Origin of the sequence: Nonomuraea longispora (genome assembly GCF_004348345.1) — a bacterium.
GTDB classification, from domain to species: domain Bacteria; phylum Actinomycetota; class Actinomycetes; order Streptosporangiales; family Streptosporangiaceae; genus Nonomuraea; species Nonomuraea longispora.
The window spans coordinates 1-12827 of sequence record NZ_SMJZ01000115.1 but is presented as its reverse complement, the minus strand read 5'-3'; the positions used below and the strand labels follow the sequence as shown (position 1 = coordinate 12827).

Genomic DNA, 12827 nt, shown 5'->3' with positions numbered 1-12827 from the left:
CGCAGAGCACCACCTGCTCGGCGGACGTCACCGCGTGTTCGTCGTCGGACCGGGCTTGGCCGTCTCTGTGCCGACCGGCGGCGGGGCGGTGATCGGCGTGCTCCGGTGCCCGAACCCACGTCGGAACACGCATCCTGCTGCGCGAGCATTCGACCGGGCGCAGTACCGTGACTGGATGTGGACCAGCGCACCCTCCTGATCACGTTGAACGGCCCTGACCGCCCGGGCGTTACTTCACGGCTTTTTTCCGTTCTGTCCGGCTTTCCGGTGACCGTTGCGGACATCGAACAGGTCGTCATCCGAGGCCGGCTCACGCTCGGCGTGCTCGTGGCATACGCGGGCGGCCCATCCACCGGCACCGGTACGACGCTCGGCGCCATGTGGACCGCCGTCGAGCGGGTGGCCGAGGACCTCGGCATGGAGGTGGAGCTGTCCACCGGCTCCCAGGCCAAGGAGCAGCGCCGCCGCGGCCGCCTGTCGGTCAGCGTGCTCGGCGCCACCCTGCAGCCGGCCGCCATCGCGGGCATCGCCGGCCGCATCGCGGCCGCCGGCGCCAACATCGACCGCATCGAACGCCTGGCCCAGTGGCCCGTCACGTGCATCGAGCTGTCGGTGTCCGGCGCCGACCCCACGTCCTTGCGGGTCGAGCTGGCCGCCGAGGCCGCCGCCCAGGAGGTCGACGTGGCCGTGCAGCGCACTGGCCTGTCGCGGCGGGCCAAGCGCCTGATCGTCATGGACGTCGACTCGACCCTTATCCAGGGCGAGGTCATCGAACTGCTCGCGGCGCACGCGGGCTGCCTCGACGAGGTGGCCAGGGTCACGTCGGAGGCCATGCGCGGGGAGCTCGACTTCGCCGAGTCCCTGCGGCGACGGGTGGCGCTGCTCGAAGGGCTGCCCGCCGACGTGTTCGACCTCGTACGCAAGGAAGTGGTGCTCACGCCGGGCGCACGCACGCTGGTCCGTACGCTCAAGCGGCTCGACTACCGCTTCGCCATCGTCAGCGGCGGGTTCACGCAGATCACCGACGGCCTGGTGGACGAGCTCGGCATCGACTACTCCGCGGCGAACGTGCTCGAAGTGATCGACGGCAGGCTGACCGGCCGGGTCGTCGGGGAGGTCGTCGACCGTCCCGGCAAGGCGCGGGCGCTGGAGAGGTTCGCCCGCGAGGCGGGCCTGCCGATCTCCCAGACGGTGGCCATCGGCGACGGCGCCAACGACCTCGACATGATCGCGGCGGCCGGGCTGGGCATCGCCTTCAACGCCAAGCCGGTCGTACGCCAGGCGGCCGACACCGCGGTCAACACCCCCTATCTCGACAGCATCCTCTACCTGCTCGGCATCTCGCGCGACGAGGTGGAGGCGGCCGACGCCGAGGACGGCGCGCTCGCGGCGGGGTGAGTCAGCCCTCCTTGGGGTCCCAGCGGGTGATCAGACGGCTCTCGCCTTGACCGAGCTCCGCCCACGGTGACTCCACCCGGATCGCCGCGAAGGCCCCGGGCCGGAACACGTAGTCGCCGCCCGCGAGCCCCAGCGCCAGCTCGTGCACGCCCGGGTTGTGCCCGCACAACACCACGGTGCCCAGCCCGGGATCGCACCTGCGCACCAGTTCGAGGAGTTCGTCGGAGTACGCCTCGTAGATGTCGCGCTCGTACCTGACCTCAACCTCGGGGAAGGCGAGCTCCGCGGTGCGCCTGGTCCGCAGCGCCGGCGAGCAGAGCACCATCTCGGGGGCGAACCCGGCGGCCCTGATCTCGTCGCCGGCCCGTTTCGCGTCATGTTCGCCCCGATCGGTCAACGGCCGCTCGCGATCGAGCAGGCCGGCGATCTGCGCGGCTTTCGCGTGACGCAGCACAATCAAGGTCCGCACCGGTCATCCATTCCTCGTCGCCCAGGTGGCCAGCCCGACGAGCACGGCCAGGACGACCAGCATCGCCAGCAGGATGAGGCCCAGGGCCTTGCCGCCGCTCGGCCGCTTGTCATCGTTCACGTGCCCAGTCTCCCATCGGGGTGCTCAGGTCCCGCGTCTCCCCTGAAAGTGCGGATCTGCCCCGGAAATCGCGGAACATCCATAGAAACCGAGAGCGTCACCTCCCTGACAGCATCACCATCGGAGAAGGCGGAACGCCCGCCCCCAAGCGGGAAGCGGGCGTTCGCTGGTCGAGCGCGTCAGGACGCGACGGGCTCCTTGTCGCGGTTGTTGTCGTTGGCGGGCTCGCTCTTCACCGACCGCCGCTTGGACACGATGATCGCGGCGACCACCACGCCCACGGCGACCACCGTGATGCCGATGCGGATCGCCGGGTCGGCCGCGTAGAGGACCACGGCCGGCGCGATCAGCAGCGCCACCAGGTTCATCACCTTGATCAGCGGGTTGATGGCCGGGCCGGCGGTGTCCTTGAACGGGTCGCCCACCGTGTCGCCGATGACCGTGGCGGCGTGGGCCTCCGAGCCCTTGCCCCCGTGGTGACCGTCCTCCACCAGCTTCTTGGCGTTGTCCCAGGCCCCACCCGAGTTGGACAGGAACACCGCCATCAGGGTGCCGCAGGCGATGGCTCCGGCCAGGAACGCGCCCAGCGGCGCGTAGCCGAGGGCGAACCCGACCGCGATCGGGGTCATGACCGCCAGCAGTCCGGGCGTGGCCAGCTCGCGCAGCGAGTCGCGGGTGCAGATGTCGACGACCCGGCCGTAATCCGGCTTCTGAGTGCCGTCCATGATGCCCGGGTTGTTGCGGAACTGGTCGCGTACCTCGAAGACCACGCGCATCGCTGCCCGGCCGACGGCCGAGATCGCGAGCCCGGAGAAGAGGAACACGACCGCGGCGCCGATCACCAGGCCGACCAGCACGTTGGGCTGGTCGATGCTGAGGCTGAACGAGGAGAACGCGCCGAGCGACTCCTTGACCGCCGCACTCGCCGCGGTCAGCTCGGTCTCCACCGCCGTCCGGAAGGCGCCGAAGAGCGCGGTCGCCGCCAGTACGGCCGTGGCGATCGCGATGCCCTTGGTGATGGCCTTCGTGGTGTTGCCGACGGCGTCCAGGCTGGTGAGCACGCGGGCGCCCTCGCCCTCGACGTCGCCGGACATCTCGGCGATGCCCTGGGCGTTGTCGGAGACCGGGCCGAAGGTGTCCATCGACACGATGACGCCGACCGTGGTCAGCAGGCCGGTGCCCGCCAGGGCCACCGCGAACAGCGCGATCGTCACGTTGCCGAAGCCGAGCAGGAACGCGCCGTAGACCGCGCCGCCGATGATCAGGGCGGAGTAGACGGCCGACTCCAGACCGACGCTGATGCCGGCCAGGATGACGGTGGCCGGGCCGGTGGCCGAGCTCTCGCCGATCTCGCGCACGGGACGCCGGGTGGTCTCGGTGAAGTAGCCGGTCAGCAACTGGATGGCGCTCGCCAGCACCAGGCCGATGAGGACCGCGCCGATGGCGATGAGCCGCGGGTCGGCGGTCGACTCGACGGCGGCGCCGCTCAGGCCGCTGAAGCTGCTGGGCAGGTACCAGAACGCGGCCGCGGTGACGAGCACCGCCGAGATGGCGGCCGAGACGAAGAAGCTGCGGTTGATCGCCGCCATGCCGTTCCGGTCGCGGTCGCGCATCCCGGTGACGAAGATGCCGATGATCGCGGTGACCACACCGATCATCGGGACGATGAGAGGGAAGACGAGCCCCTCCTCGCCGAAGGCCACCCGGCCCAGGATGAGGCTGGCTACCAGCATGACGGCGTACGACTCGAACAGGTCGGCCGCCATGCCGGCGCAGTCGCCGACGTTGTCGCCCACGTTGTCGGCGATGGTGGCGGCGTTGCGCGGGTCGTCCTCGGGGATGCCCTGCTCGACCTTGCCGACCAGGTCGGCGCCGACGTCGGCGGCCTTGGTGAAGATGCCGCCGCCGACTCGCATGAACATCGCCAGCAGCGCCGCGCCGAAGCCGAAGCCTTCGAGCACGCCGGGCGCGTTGCCCTGGTAGATGAACACGACGACGGCCGCGCCGAGCAGGCCGAGGCCCACGGTGAACATCCCGGCCACGCCGCCGGTGCGGAAGGCGATGCGCATGGCACGCTTCTCGCCCGAGTCGTTGGCCGCGGCGGCGACGCGCACGTTGCCTCGCACGGCCAGCCACATGCCGATGAACCCGGTCAGCGCGGAGAACACCGCCCCGACCACGAAGAAGATCGATCGTCCGATGCGGACGTCCATGTCCCCGGGTAGGAGGAGCAGCAGGAAGGGAATCACGACGACGAAGATCGCCAGCGTGCGGAATTGACGGGCTAGGTAGGCCGCGGCGCCCTCTTGCACGGCGCGCGCGATGTTCTGCATGCGTTCGGTGCCCTGGCCGGCGGACAGCACTTCGCGTACCAGGCCGCCGGCGACGGCTAGCGCTATAAGTGCGACCGCGGCGACCACGATCACGATGGTGAGATTGTTACCGCTCAGGGCCAGATTGGACGCTGGCTCCAGTGCCAGCATGTGCCTGCTCATCGTTCTCCTCGGCAAGACCGGTCGTCCTGCCCGGGCGGTGCTGCACTGTTCCTCGGCGGGTGTTGCGGCACCATCCGGGTTGTGGGTGCCGCTTCCGGTTGAATCCGCGTTCCGCCGGATCACCTTGGCCGGTGCCGGGAGTCTACGCAGGCACTCCACGGATATGAAGGCTTCAAGAGCCGCTAATTGTGCAAGCGTCCAGTAAATCCCTGCCCGCGACCCGGTTTGGGATCCGACAGGCGAAATTTCTCCCGGTTTACGGTCATGACAACGTCATGATACGTGCCGACCGAAACCAGGCGGGAGACGGGCGTGGCGCCAGGCCACACGGGACATGGGCAGGCATGGACGGAAGCCATGGTGACCGTGCGCCCTGACGGCGGGCACCACGTGCTCTGTCAGAGGGCGTCTCCTTGGAAACACTCCGGCCTTGGGGGCATTAGACTGGCCCGCCAATCCGGGAGGGGCCGCGCCCCTGCCCGTGTGCTTCCCTCAGCGCGCTCCTCACGAATTCCGGCCCGGCCGTAGGGCGAGTGTGCGGGCCGCGTGTTCAGTCCACGCTTCCAGAAAAGTCTCCTCGCCCAGGTCGCCCGGCGTGTGGCCGATCAGGAGGTTCAGCAACGGGAAGTAGGTCAGCGACGAGATGAGCACGGCGGCCGTGGCCTCCGGATCGGCCGTCTCCACCACGCCCGACTCCCGCTGGGCCGCGATCCAGGCGGCGCACTCGCGGTAGAGGGTGGCGAGCACCCCCTGCCACATCGGCTCGAAGATCTCCGGGAACACGGTGAACTCGCGCAGCATGATGCGCACCAGGTCCTTGTCGCCGTCGATCACGTCCCACACGGCTCTCGCCATCATGAGCAGTGTCTCGCGCGGATCGTCGGGAATCCGTTCCACCACCTCCTGCCTCCTGAGCGCCATCGTGCCCAGATTGCGCCGTACGGCTGCCTCCAGCAGGGCCTGCTTGGAGGGGAAGTGCTTGTAGAGCGCTCCTGAGCCGCCGGCCAGCCCACACGCCTGCTGGATGTCGGCAACGGAGGTCGCGCCGTAGCCGCGGCGCGCGAACAGCCGGATGGCCTCGTCGAGGAGGCGCTCCCGAGTCACGCCAGGGGTAGTCTTCGCCATGGTGAGAGATTACTCTCTTACCATGGTTCGAGTGATCGTGGAAGAGACCATCCACTGCACCCCGGACGAATACCTGGAATTCGTCATGGACGCCGGACGGTACGCCCAAATCGACGACAAGATCGGCCCGATCGACTGGGTCCGGCGCGTCGACAACGTCGTGGAGTTCAAGTTCCGCCCCGTTCTTCCGGGCATCCCAGGACCCGCACCCAAACTCGTTTCTCAGATGCGCCTGACTCCCGGGCGACGCGTGGACGTCAGGTACGCGCCCTTGCCCCACAACCGTCTGAACCACCGGCTGTCCCGCTTCAGCGCCTCCTTCGAGGTGGAGGCCATGGCGGATGGCGGTTCCAGAGTGAAGCGCATGATCTCGTTCGAATTCGTACCGTTCCTGCGCTGGCTGCTGGAGCCGATCCTGCGTCGCCGGCTGCCCGCCGACGTACGCGCAGAGGTGCGCGGGGCCAAGCAGCGGTTGGAGAGCAAGGAGGCCAACCCGCCGGAGGACTGATCTCCCGGAGCATCTGACCGGCGCACCGGGTCAGGTAGCCGGCCTGGTGCAGGTCGGTGACGATGCCGTGGAACGCACGTTCGGTGAGGCCGATGCGGACGGCGGATGTCGCGTGTCCGCGCCTCGGGATCGCGTGCGATCTCGATCAGCACGCGGGCGTGATGGGTGAGAAACGTCCGGGTGGAAAGTCGGTCCTCGGTTGCGCTCACTGTGCCTTCCGCGCCATTTGAGTGATACTCGCCACCGCGTTCCAGTGGCAGGTGCCCTGGTCCTGGCGGTAGTCCACGAACAGGACGAACCCGAAGACGCGCAGTGCCAGATCGCCGTGCACGACCCGAGCGTCGGCGAGGTCCAGCCCGACGGTACGCAGCATGCCCAGAAAGGCGTCGGTGTGGGTCAGGCGACCCATGAGGCCCACCGGGCCCTGGGCGAGCACAGCCGCCGTCCCGCCGATGGGATGTTGCCGTTCTCCGCGCCCATGAACCCGGTCGAGAGCATGGCGGCGCAGCAGACGGCTATCTCGTCCGGGACGCCGTCGAGGATCTTCGCCAGGTGGGCGTCGGCCTCGTTCACGTGGAAGTACTCGGCGAAGACCCCGTCCTTGGAATTGGCGAACTCGAACCCCCCGAGCGGCCCGCCGGACTGTGACGGATGACCGTTCTGGGAGGCGTTGTCCATCAACCCGGTGGCGGCTGTCGGGGAAGGGCCCGGGTCGTTCCGGCGCCGGCAGTCACATCTTGAAGTGGGTCCAGCCCGCCCGCCAGGTTCCGTACTTGGTGGAGTGCGCATTCCCGCAGGTGCCGGAACGACTACACGTGTGTTTTCCCTGCTTCAGGCGGCTAACCTTACCGCGTTCGAGGCCGTAGTAAGCCTGCCACCACTGCCAGTTGTTGGGCCCCGTCGCGTACCTCTTACTGCATACCGCTTCGACGCGGGCGAGGTTGAAGGCCCGTTGCCGCGCGTAGCTGTATCCCGTGGGGATCCCGAAAATCATCTTGACGTGGCGCTCGTCGTATTTGTGGCGCGGAATGACGGTGTCGTATGCCTTCGTCTTGGACCCCTTTTTGCACGGCTTCCCGGCACCGCTCCATTTGGTGTAGAGGTGGTACCCAGGGGACGCGGATGCCACTGATGGGGCGACCATTGCCACGCCCGTGGCGATCATGGACGCTGCCAGTCCCACGGCGATCCTTCTGGCTGCTGACGTGGAAGGTTTCCACATGATGCTGCCTTTCGTCGAATGACGCCAACGGCAGGACCATACAAATGTGCGGTATATCCGGGGTATGCCAGGCGGGGGACGGCGTGCGCGTGTCCCTGCAGCTCGCCTTCGGCAACTTCGGTGTGACCACGTCCTGTACCCCGCTGGCCGGGTCGGCGGTGTTGACCAGGGCGCGGACCTTATCCGCGCCACCCCCTTCAATACCGATCGTGCAGGGCTCAGCCGTTTCTCCACCTGGGCCGGCGCGCGCTATGACATTCGCGATCCGGCCTCTATCGATCATTCATGGGTGGTGCGCTGCCCTATCGGGGCGGCTGACTGCTTCCTGAGCGACCTTGGTGAACCGCACGGGCCCGTCGGGAGTCGTGATCACATGGCCGGAAAAGGATTGGACGGGATGATGCTCGGGCTTGTAGCTTGCAGTCGACCGTGACACCGCCCGAGGAGGTGAGACCCATGAACGCTGCATCGCTGTGGGTGCTCCCCCTTCCCGTCACGGCCGGGCGATTGACGTAGGTGTCGCCGGGAGCGCCTCGCCAACAAGGCACTCCCGAAGGGCAACACCTATGCACTCTCAGCAGGTCACCGCCGAGCCGCCGTCGAACGACGGGGTCGAGCGTGACTCCACGGTGGGCGACGTCCCCGGAGTTCTCTGGTCGCCGGTCTCCGGCGCCGATCGTGCGCCCCTCATGTTCGATGTGATCATCGCCGGGTGCGGGCCGACCGGTGCGATGCTGGCCGCCGAACTACGGCTGCACGATGTGCGGGTACTCGTTCTGGAGAAGGAAACCGAGCCCGCGTCGTTCGTCCGCATCGTCGGTCTGCATATTCGCAGTCTCGAGCTGATGGCGATGCGCGGACTGCTGGATCGCATTCTCGACCATGGAAGACAACGTCCGGCCGGCGGCATCTTCGCCGCCATCCCCAAACCCGCGCCCAAGGACCTGGATTCCGCGTACGCCTATCTGCTGGGCATCCCGCAGCCGGTCATCGTTCATCTGCTCGAAGAACATGCGATCGCACTGGGTGCGCAGGTCCGGCGCGGTTGCGCGGTGAGCGGTTTCGAGCAGGACGACGAGGGCGTGACCGTCGAGCTGACCGACGGGGAACAGCTGCGTTCGCGCTACCTCGTCGGCTGTGACGGCGGGCGCAGTACGGTGCGTAAACTGCTCGGTGTCGGCTTCCCCGGCGAGCCCTCAAGGACCGAGACGCTGATGGGCGAGATGGAAGTGGGCGTGCCGCAGGAGGAGATCGCCGCCAAGGTGACCGAACTGCGCGAGATCCATCAGCGATTCTGGCTCCGGCCCTTCGGCGAAGGGGTCTACAGCGTCGTAGTCCCCGCCGCGGGAGTCAGCGACCGCGCGAAACCGCCCACCCTTGACGATTTCACACAACAGTTGCGCACCATCGCCGGAACCGATTTCGGCGTGCACTCCCCCCGCTGGATGTCCCGCTTCGGAGACGCCACCCGGCTAGCCGAACGTTATCGGGTCGGGCGGGTGCTGCTGGCCGGCGATGCGGCACACATCCATCCGCCCATCGGCGGGCAGGGCCTCAACCTGGGCGTTCAGGACGCATTCAACCTCGGCTGGAAACTGGCCGCACAGATCCGCGGCTGGGCGCCGGAAACACTGCTGGACACCTACCAGGCCGAACGTCATCCGGTCGCCGAGGACGTGCTGGACAACACCCGCGCCCAGATGGAACTGCTGTCCACCGAACCGGGCCCGCAGGCCGTGCGCAGGCTGTTCACCGAACTGATGGACTTCGACGAGGTGAACCGCTACCTGATCGAGAAGATCACCGCGATCGGCATCCGCTACGACTTCGGCGAAGGCCCCGACCTGCTCGGCCGCCGCCTGCGCGACATCGACGTGAAACAGGGCCGCCTCTACGGCCTGCTGCACCGCGGCCGCGGCCTGCTGCTGGACCGCACCGGACGCCTGACCGTCGGCGGCTGGTCAGACCGGGTCGACGACCTCGCGGATCCCACTGCGGCACTGGATGTCCCGTGCGTCCTGCTACGCCCCGACGGCCACGTCGCCTGGATCGGCGACGATCAGCAGGACCTGGACGACCACCTCTCCCGCTGGTTCGGCAAGCCCGCCGATGGTTATCTTGGTTCTCGGCATATTCTCGCAGGTCAGGGCTAGATGATCTTTTCTTTCACGTGTGGCACGTCGGCTGATCTTCACGCCGTCGGCCATGAGAAGGCGGTTCTGATCCACTCGCTGTGATCCCAGCCGATCGTCACGAACGCTCAGTCTGCGTGGAGGATCTGAAGACGCAGCAGTTCGAAGGATGCGCGCCCATGGCCGTCCCTCTTGATCCGATTCACATTGCCTGCTCGACCGGAGTTCCACTGCATGCTCAGTCCCGCGGCCGGGCCAGCAGCTTCTTCAGCCGGAGGGTGGCGTTCGCGTCCAGGTGGCCGGGATCGCTTGTGATCAGGTGGGTGGCGCGGCGGACAGTGAGCTGCTTGACGACCTTGGGGGCGGGCTTGCCGCTCGCACGAACGGCCTGCAAGTGCCGGCGCACGCTCCGTCGGCTGCCGGTGTAGCCGCGTTCGCGGATCTCCTCGAACAGGCGCGCCGCGTCGGTGCAGCCCTGATTCCATCGTTCATGCGGGTAAGGCAGGAAGGGATCGACACGCGAGCCGCGTCGTCCGTCCCGGGCGGGAGCGAGGTCTTCCGGGGTGGCGGCGTGGGCGTAGCGGCGCACGGTCTTGCGGTCCAGGCCAAGCGCCTCGCCGGTCGCGGAGATCCCTGCCCCCCTTGGCCCAGCAGACCATGGACCGCGGCGTGCCGCTCCCGGCGCCTGGCGGCTCGTGCTCCCTCCCACTGAGTCGGAACACCGCCGAGGGCAACGGCCTGCAACGGAGTCGATGCAGGCTGCTCGGACGCGTCCTCGGCAGGCTCGGGCAGGCAGGCCCGCTGCAGCAGGACGCACTTCTCCACCGCGTCTTGGCTGCGCTCGTCCCTGAGCGCAGCTTCGGCTCAGAAAATGTGTGCTTTTCCTCCCACACCTGCGGAACGCGGGTACAACGGACCCGATCAAGGATGCTTCCGCGCCCGCCACTACCAGGACGGATGGCGACGTGCCCGCAAAACGGCCCTGAGCGAGGCTGAGTAGCGCGCAGGCTCGGACACTCCGTCCGAACCCTGATGGCCGTCCACGTCCATGGGATCGACACCGGGGAAGACGCGACAAACGCGAAGACCGAAGCAGCCCTGACAGGACAAACGATCTCCCCCAAGCCTGTGACCGGCGAAAACGCAGCCCACGGGCCAACCACGGGCCAACCCGCCGGCAATGGCCCCGTAGCAGCCTAAAAGCGCAGGTCAGCCCTCTGATCACCTATAGACTGTGGCACTCCCTGGAAGGCCCTCAGCGAGGGTCGGCGGGTGGGGCCTCGTTGGCTTTGCCGTAAAAAATGGAGGTCTTGACGTTGGCCATGCCGTAGGTGACGCTGCGCTGGGCGCCGTGAAGGCGCCCAGCGGCGAGGCGGTGATAGCACCCGTGGAAGCGATCACGTGCCGTTGGCGGCGGGCCAGCTCATGCGGATGTTGGTCCCTTTAGGGCCGGGGAAGACCTCGACGTCGTCCGCCAGGCCCTCGATGACCGCTATGCCGAAGCCCGACATGAACGAGTCAGAAAGCATGCCCAGATCGAGGGGCTGTTCTGGCTTGATCTCATCGCTGGGGGCGTGATCGCTCACCGTGACCTCGAAGCGGCCGGAGTCGTCACGCAGCTCGATGCGGATGGGTTCGCCCGGACAGTGGGCGCGATGCACCTCGACCGCCCGGGAGCATGCCTCACCCACGGCGAGCCTGACTTCGTCCAGCAGGGACTCCTCCACGCCGGTGCGGCGGGCGATCGCCGTCGCCACCAGCCGTGCGGTCCGCACGTGCGCGGGGAGAGCGCTGAACGTCAGCTCGACGGTAGCCATGCTACTTGTCTTTGCCGTGAGCTTCCTTGGCCTCGTCGACCGAAGCGTAAATCCCGAAGACCTTGGTCAGGCCCGTGATCCGGAAGATCTTGAGGATACGCTCCTGCGTGCACACCAGCTCGAGGGAGCCGTCGTGCGCGCGAACCCGCTTGAGTCCACCGACCAGGACGCCCAACCCGGTGGAGTCGAGGAAGTCGACCTTCTCCATGTTGACGAGAAGGTGGAAGTTGCCCTTGTTCACCAGATCGATGAGGAGTTCACGCAATCTCGGCGCCGTGTAGACATCGATCTCACCCTCGACCTCCACGATGGTGAGTCGGTCTTCGGTGCGGTGATCCAACTTCAGATCCACAGATCCTCCAGCGCCTCGCCTGCGAAAGTAGTCTTGCGGGCCTGGCAATCTGGAGCGTGGCCCCAGACTGTCCGACCCTGACGCGCGGCATTCAACCACGTGCCTGGCTTGTGTCTATACGAAATCACGATTCCCGGCGACTTTGCCCACCGATGCAAGACTGGAAACAGTGACTTCCACCGCATCCTCCCCAGAACAGGCAGGTCCACTCCTCCACCACCTGCTTGGTGTTCCCGCACGTCATGAGCGCGTCACCCATGTGGAGCATGTTCCAGCACGTCAGGCGGGTCAAGCCCGATGGCCCAAATGGACGTCTGAAGTCTTTGTTACGCGCTTGGCGAACCGCGGGGTGACAGGACTCTGGCCTCACCAGTACGAGGCCGCCGACCTGGCATTCCGTGGCCGAAACGTGATCATCTCGACGGGAACGGCGTCCGGGAAGTCGCTTGCGTACCTCACCCCCGCGGTCACGGCCTGCCTGGACGGCGGCACGATCCTCTACCTGACGCCGACCAAGGCCCTTGCCGCCGACCAGCTGCGCACCCTGCGCGAGCTGCGCATCACCAAGGTGCGGGCCGCAACGTTCGACGGTGACACTCCGTTCGAGGAACGCAAGTGGGTACGCCAGCACGCCAACTACGTCCTGACGAACCCCGACATGCTGCACCGCGGCATCCTTCCCCGCCATTCGCAGTGGTCGTCCTTCTTCCGCCGGCTGCGCATGATCGTCGTGGACGAGTGCCACGGCTACCGCGGCGTCTTCGGGTCTCACGTCGCCCAGATCCTGCGCCGCCTGCGCCGGGTCTGCGCGCGGTACGGCACGGAGCCCACGTTCCTGCTCGCCTCGGCGACGGCCAGCGAACCGGGAGCGTTCGCCAAGAGGCTGACGGGGCTTGAGATGCACGAGGTGGCCGTTGACGCCTCGCCCAAGGGGTCGACGACCATCGCGCTGTGGGAGCCGCCTCTGACGGAGCTGCGGGGCGAGAGAGGGGCGCCCGTACGGCGCACGGCCACGGCGGAGGCCGCCGACCTGCTCGCGGACCTCGTCCTCGCCGACATCCGCACACTGGCCTTCGTCCGCTCGCGCCGCGGCGCGGAAACGGTCGCCCTGTCCGCCCGAGCCAAACTCGCCGACGTCGCCTTCTCCCTCACACCACCTCCCGCCCACCACACCGGCTCGCCCCGCACC

13 protein-coding genes are annotated in these 12827 nt (G+C 67.6%); 4 read left to right on the top strand and 9 right to left on the bottom strand.

Features of this window, described 5'->3' with window-relative positions:
- Positions 1 to 177: 177 nt before the first annotated feature.
- The gene (gene serB / locus E1267_RS26750; RefSeq protein WP_132336160.1) at positions 178 to 1398 is read left to right on the top strand and encodes a phosphoserine phosphatase SerB; all 1221 of its coding nucleotides are present in this window, start codon (positions 178 to 180) and stop codon (positions 1396 to 1398) included.
- 1 nt (position 1399) lies between these two features.
- Here the strand turns inward: serB and E1267_RS26745 are convergent, their stop codons facing one another.
- The 3 genes from E1267_RS26745 to E1267_RS26735 form a co-directional block, all read right to left on the bottom strand.
- The gene (locus E1267_RS26745; RefSeq protein ID WP_246064281.1) at positions 1400 to 1867 is read right to left on the bottom strand and encodes a SixA phosphatase family protein; all 468 of its coding nucleotides are present in this window, start codon (positions 1865 to 1867) and stop codon (positions 1400 to 1402) included.
- 299 nt (positions 1868 to 2166) lie between these two features.
- Positions 2167 to 4482: a sodium-translocating pyrophosphatase gene (locus tag E1267_RS26740; RefSeq protein WP_132336158.1), complete on the bottom strand. Its 2316-nt coding sequence runs from the start codon at positions 4480 to 4482 to the stop codon at positions 2167 to 2169.
- A 504-nt stretch (positions 4483 to 4986) separates the two neighbouring features.
- Positions 4987 to 5607 carry a TetR/AcrR family transcriptional regulator gene (locus E1267_RS26735; RefSeq protein ID WP_132336156.1) on the bottom strand — a complete coding sequence of 207 codons (621 nt, stop codon included), beginning with the start codon at positions 5605 to 5607 and terminating at the stop codon, positions 4987 to 4989.
- Between the two features lie 22 nt (positions 5608 to 5629).
- Between E1267_RS26735 and E1267_RS26730 the strand changes: the two genes are divergently transcribed.
- Positions 5630 to 6115, top strand: coding sequence for an SRPBCC family protein (locus E1267_RS26730; protein WP_132336155.1), 486 nt, complete (start codon positions 5630 to 5632; stop codon positions 6113 to 6115).
- A 205-nt stretch (positions 6116 to 6320) separates the two neighbouring features.
- On the opposite strand, the gene E1267_RS45365 is transcribed toward E1267_RS26730, so the two are convergent.
- Genes E1267_RS45365 through E1267_RS26715 form a run of 3 tightly spaced genes read right to left on the bottom strand, consistent with a single transcriptional unit; the run spans position 6321 to position 7298 of the window.
- Complete coding sequence (locus E1267_RS45365) at positions 6321 to 6524, bottom strand: hypothetical protein (protein WP_181957845.1); 204 nt, start codon at positions 6522 to 6524, stop codon at positions 6321 to 6323.
- The gene (locus E1267_RS26720; RefSeq protein WP_181957844.1) at positions 6512 to 6793 is read right to left on the bottom strand and encodes an MDR/zinc-dependent alcohol dehydrogenase-like family protein; all 282 of its coding nucleotides are present in this window, start codon (positions 6791 to 6793) and stop codon (positions 6512 to 6514) included. The genes E1267_RS45365 and E1267_RS26720 overlap by 13 nt, the downstream gene beginning before the upstream one ends.
- 52 nt (positions 6794 to 6845) lie before the next feature.
- Positions 6846 to 7298, bottom strand: a complete 453-nt coding sequence (locus E1267_RS26715) for a hypothetical protein (protein ID WP_132336153.1) — start codon at positions 7296 to 7298, stop codon at positions 6846 to 6848.
- A gap of 728 nt (positions 7299 to 8026) precedes the next feature.
- On the opposite strand from E1267_RS26715, the gene rox reads away from it, so the two are divergent.
- Positions 8027 to 9490 carry a rifampin monooxygenase gene (gene rox / locus E1267_RS26710; protein WP_220449695.1) on the top strand — a complete coding sequence of 488 codons (1464 nt, stop codon included), beginning with the start codon at positions 8027 to 8029 and terminating at the stop codon, positions 9488 to 9490.
- Positions 9491 to 9707: 217 nt separating this feature from the next.
- On the opposite strand, the gene E1267_RS26705 is transcribed toward rox, so the two are convergent.
- From E1267_RS26705 to E1267_RS26695, 3 genes are all read right to left on the bottom strand, one after another.
- Positions 9708 to 10058 (bottom strand): hypothetical protein, encoded by a 351-nt coding sequence (locus E1267_RS26705; RefSeq protein WP_132336150.1) that lies wholly within the window; start codon positions 10056 to 10058, stop codon positions 9708 to 9710.
- A gap of 808 nt (positions 10059 to 10866) precedes the next feature.
- Complete coding sequence (locus tag E1267_RS26700; RefSeq protein WP_132336148.1) at positions 10867 to 11286, bottom strand: ATP-binding protein; 420 nt, start codon at positions 11284 to 11286, stop codon at positions 10867 to 10869.
- 1 nt (position 11287) lies between these two features.
- Entirely contained in the window at positions 11288 to 11638 is a 351-nt protein-coding gene (locus tag E1267_RS26695) for an STAS domain-containing protein (protein ID WP_043629845.1), read from the bottom strand.
- 409 nt (positions 11639 to 12047) lie between these two features.
- On the opposite strand from E1267_RS26695, the gene E1267_RS26690 reads away from it, so the two are divergent.
- The coding region (locus E1267_RS26690; RefSeq protein ID WP_342774886.1) for a DEAD/DEAH box helicase at positions 12048 to 12827 on the top strand (780 nt) is incomplete at its 3' end.

Excerpts from the sequence above, each read along its gene's own strand:
- E1267_RS26700 (WP_132336148.1), bottom strand. The coding sequence starts at position 11,286 with ATGGCTACCGTCGAGCTGACGTTCAGCGCTCTCCCCGCGCACGTGCGG.
- E1267_RS26735 (WP_132336156.1), bottom strand. The coding sequence starts at position 5,607 with ATGGCGAAGACTACCCCTGGCGTGACTCGGGAGCGCCTCCTCGACGAG.
- E1267_RS26730 (WP_132336155.1), top strand. The coding sequence starts at position 5,630 with ATGGTTCGAGTGATCGTGGAAGAGACCATCCACTGCACCCCGGACGAA.
- rox (WP_220449695.1), top strand. The coding sequence starts at position 8,027 with ATGTTCGATGTGATCATCGCCGGGTGCGGGCCGACCGGTGCGATGCTG.
- E1267_RS26720 (WP_181957844.1), bottom strand. The coding sequence starts at position 6,793 with ATGGACAACGCCTCCCAGAACGGTCATCCGTCACAGTCCGGCGGGCCG.
- E1267_RS26740 (WP_132336158.1), bottom strand. The coding sequence starts at position 4,482 with ATGAGCAGGCACATGCTGGCACTGGAGCCAGCGTCCAATCTGGCCCTG.
- E1267_RS45365 (WP_181957845.1), bottom strand. The coding sequence starts at position 6,524 with ATGGGTCGCCTGACCCACACCGACGCCTTTCTGGGCATGCTGCGTACC.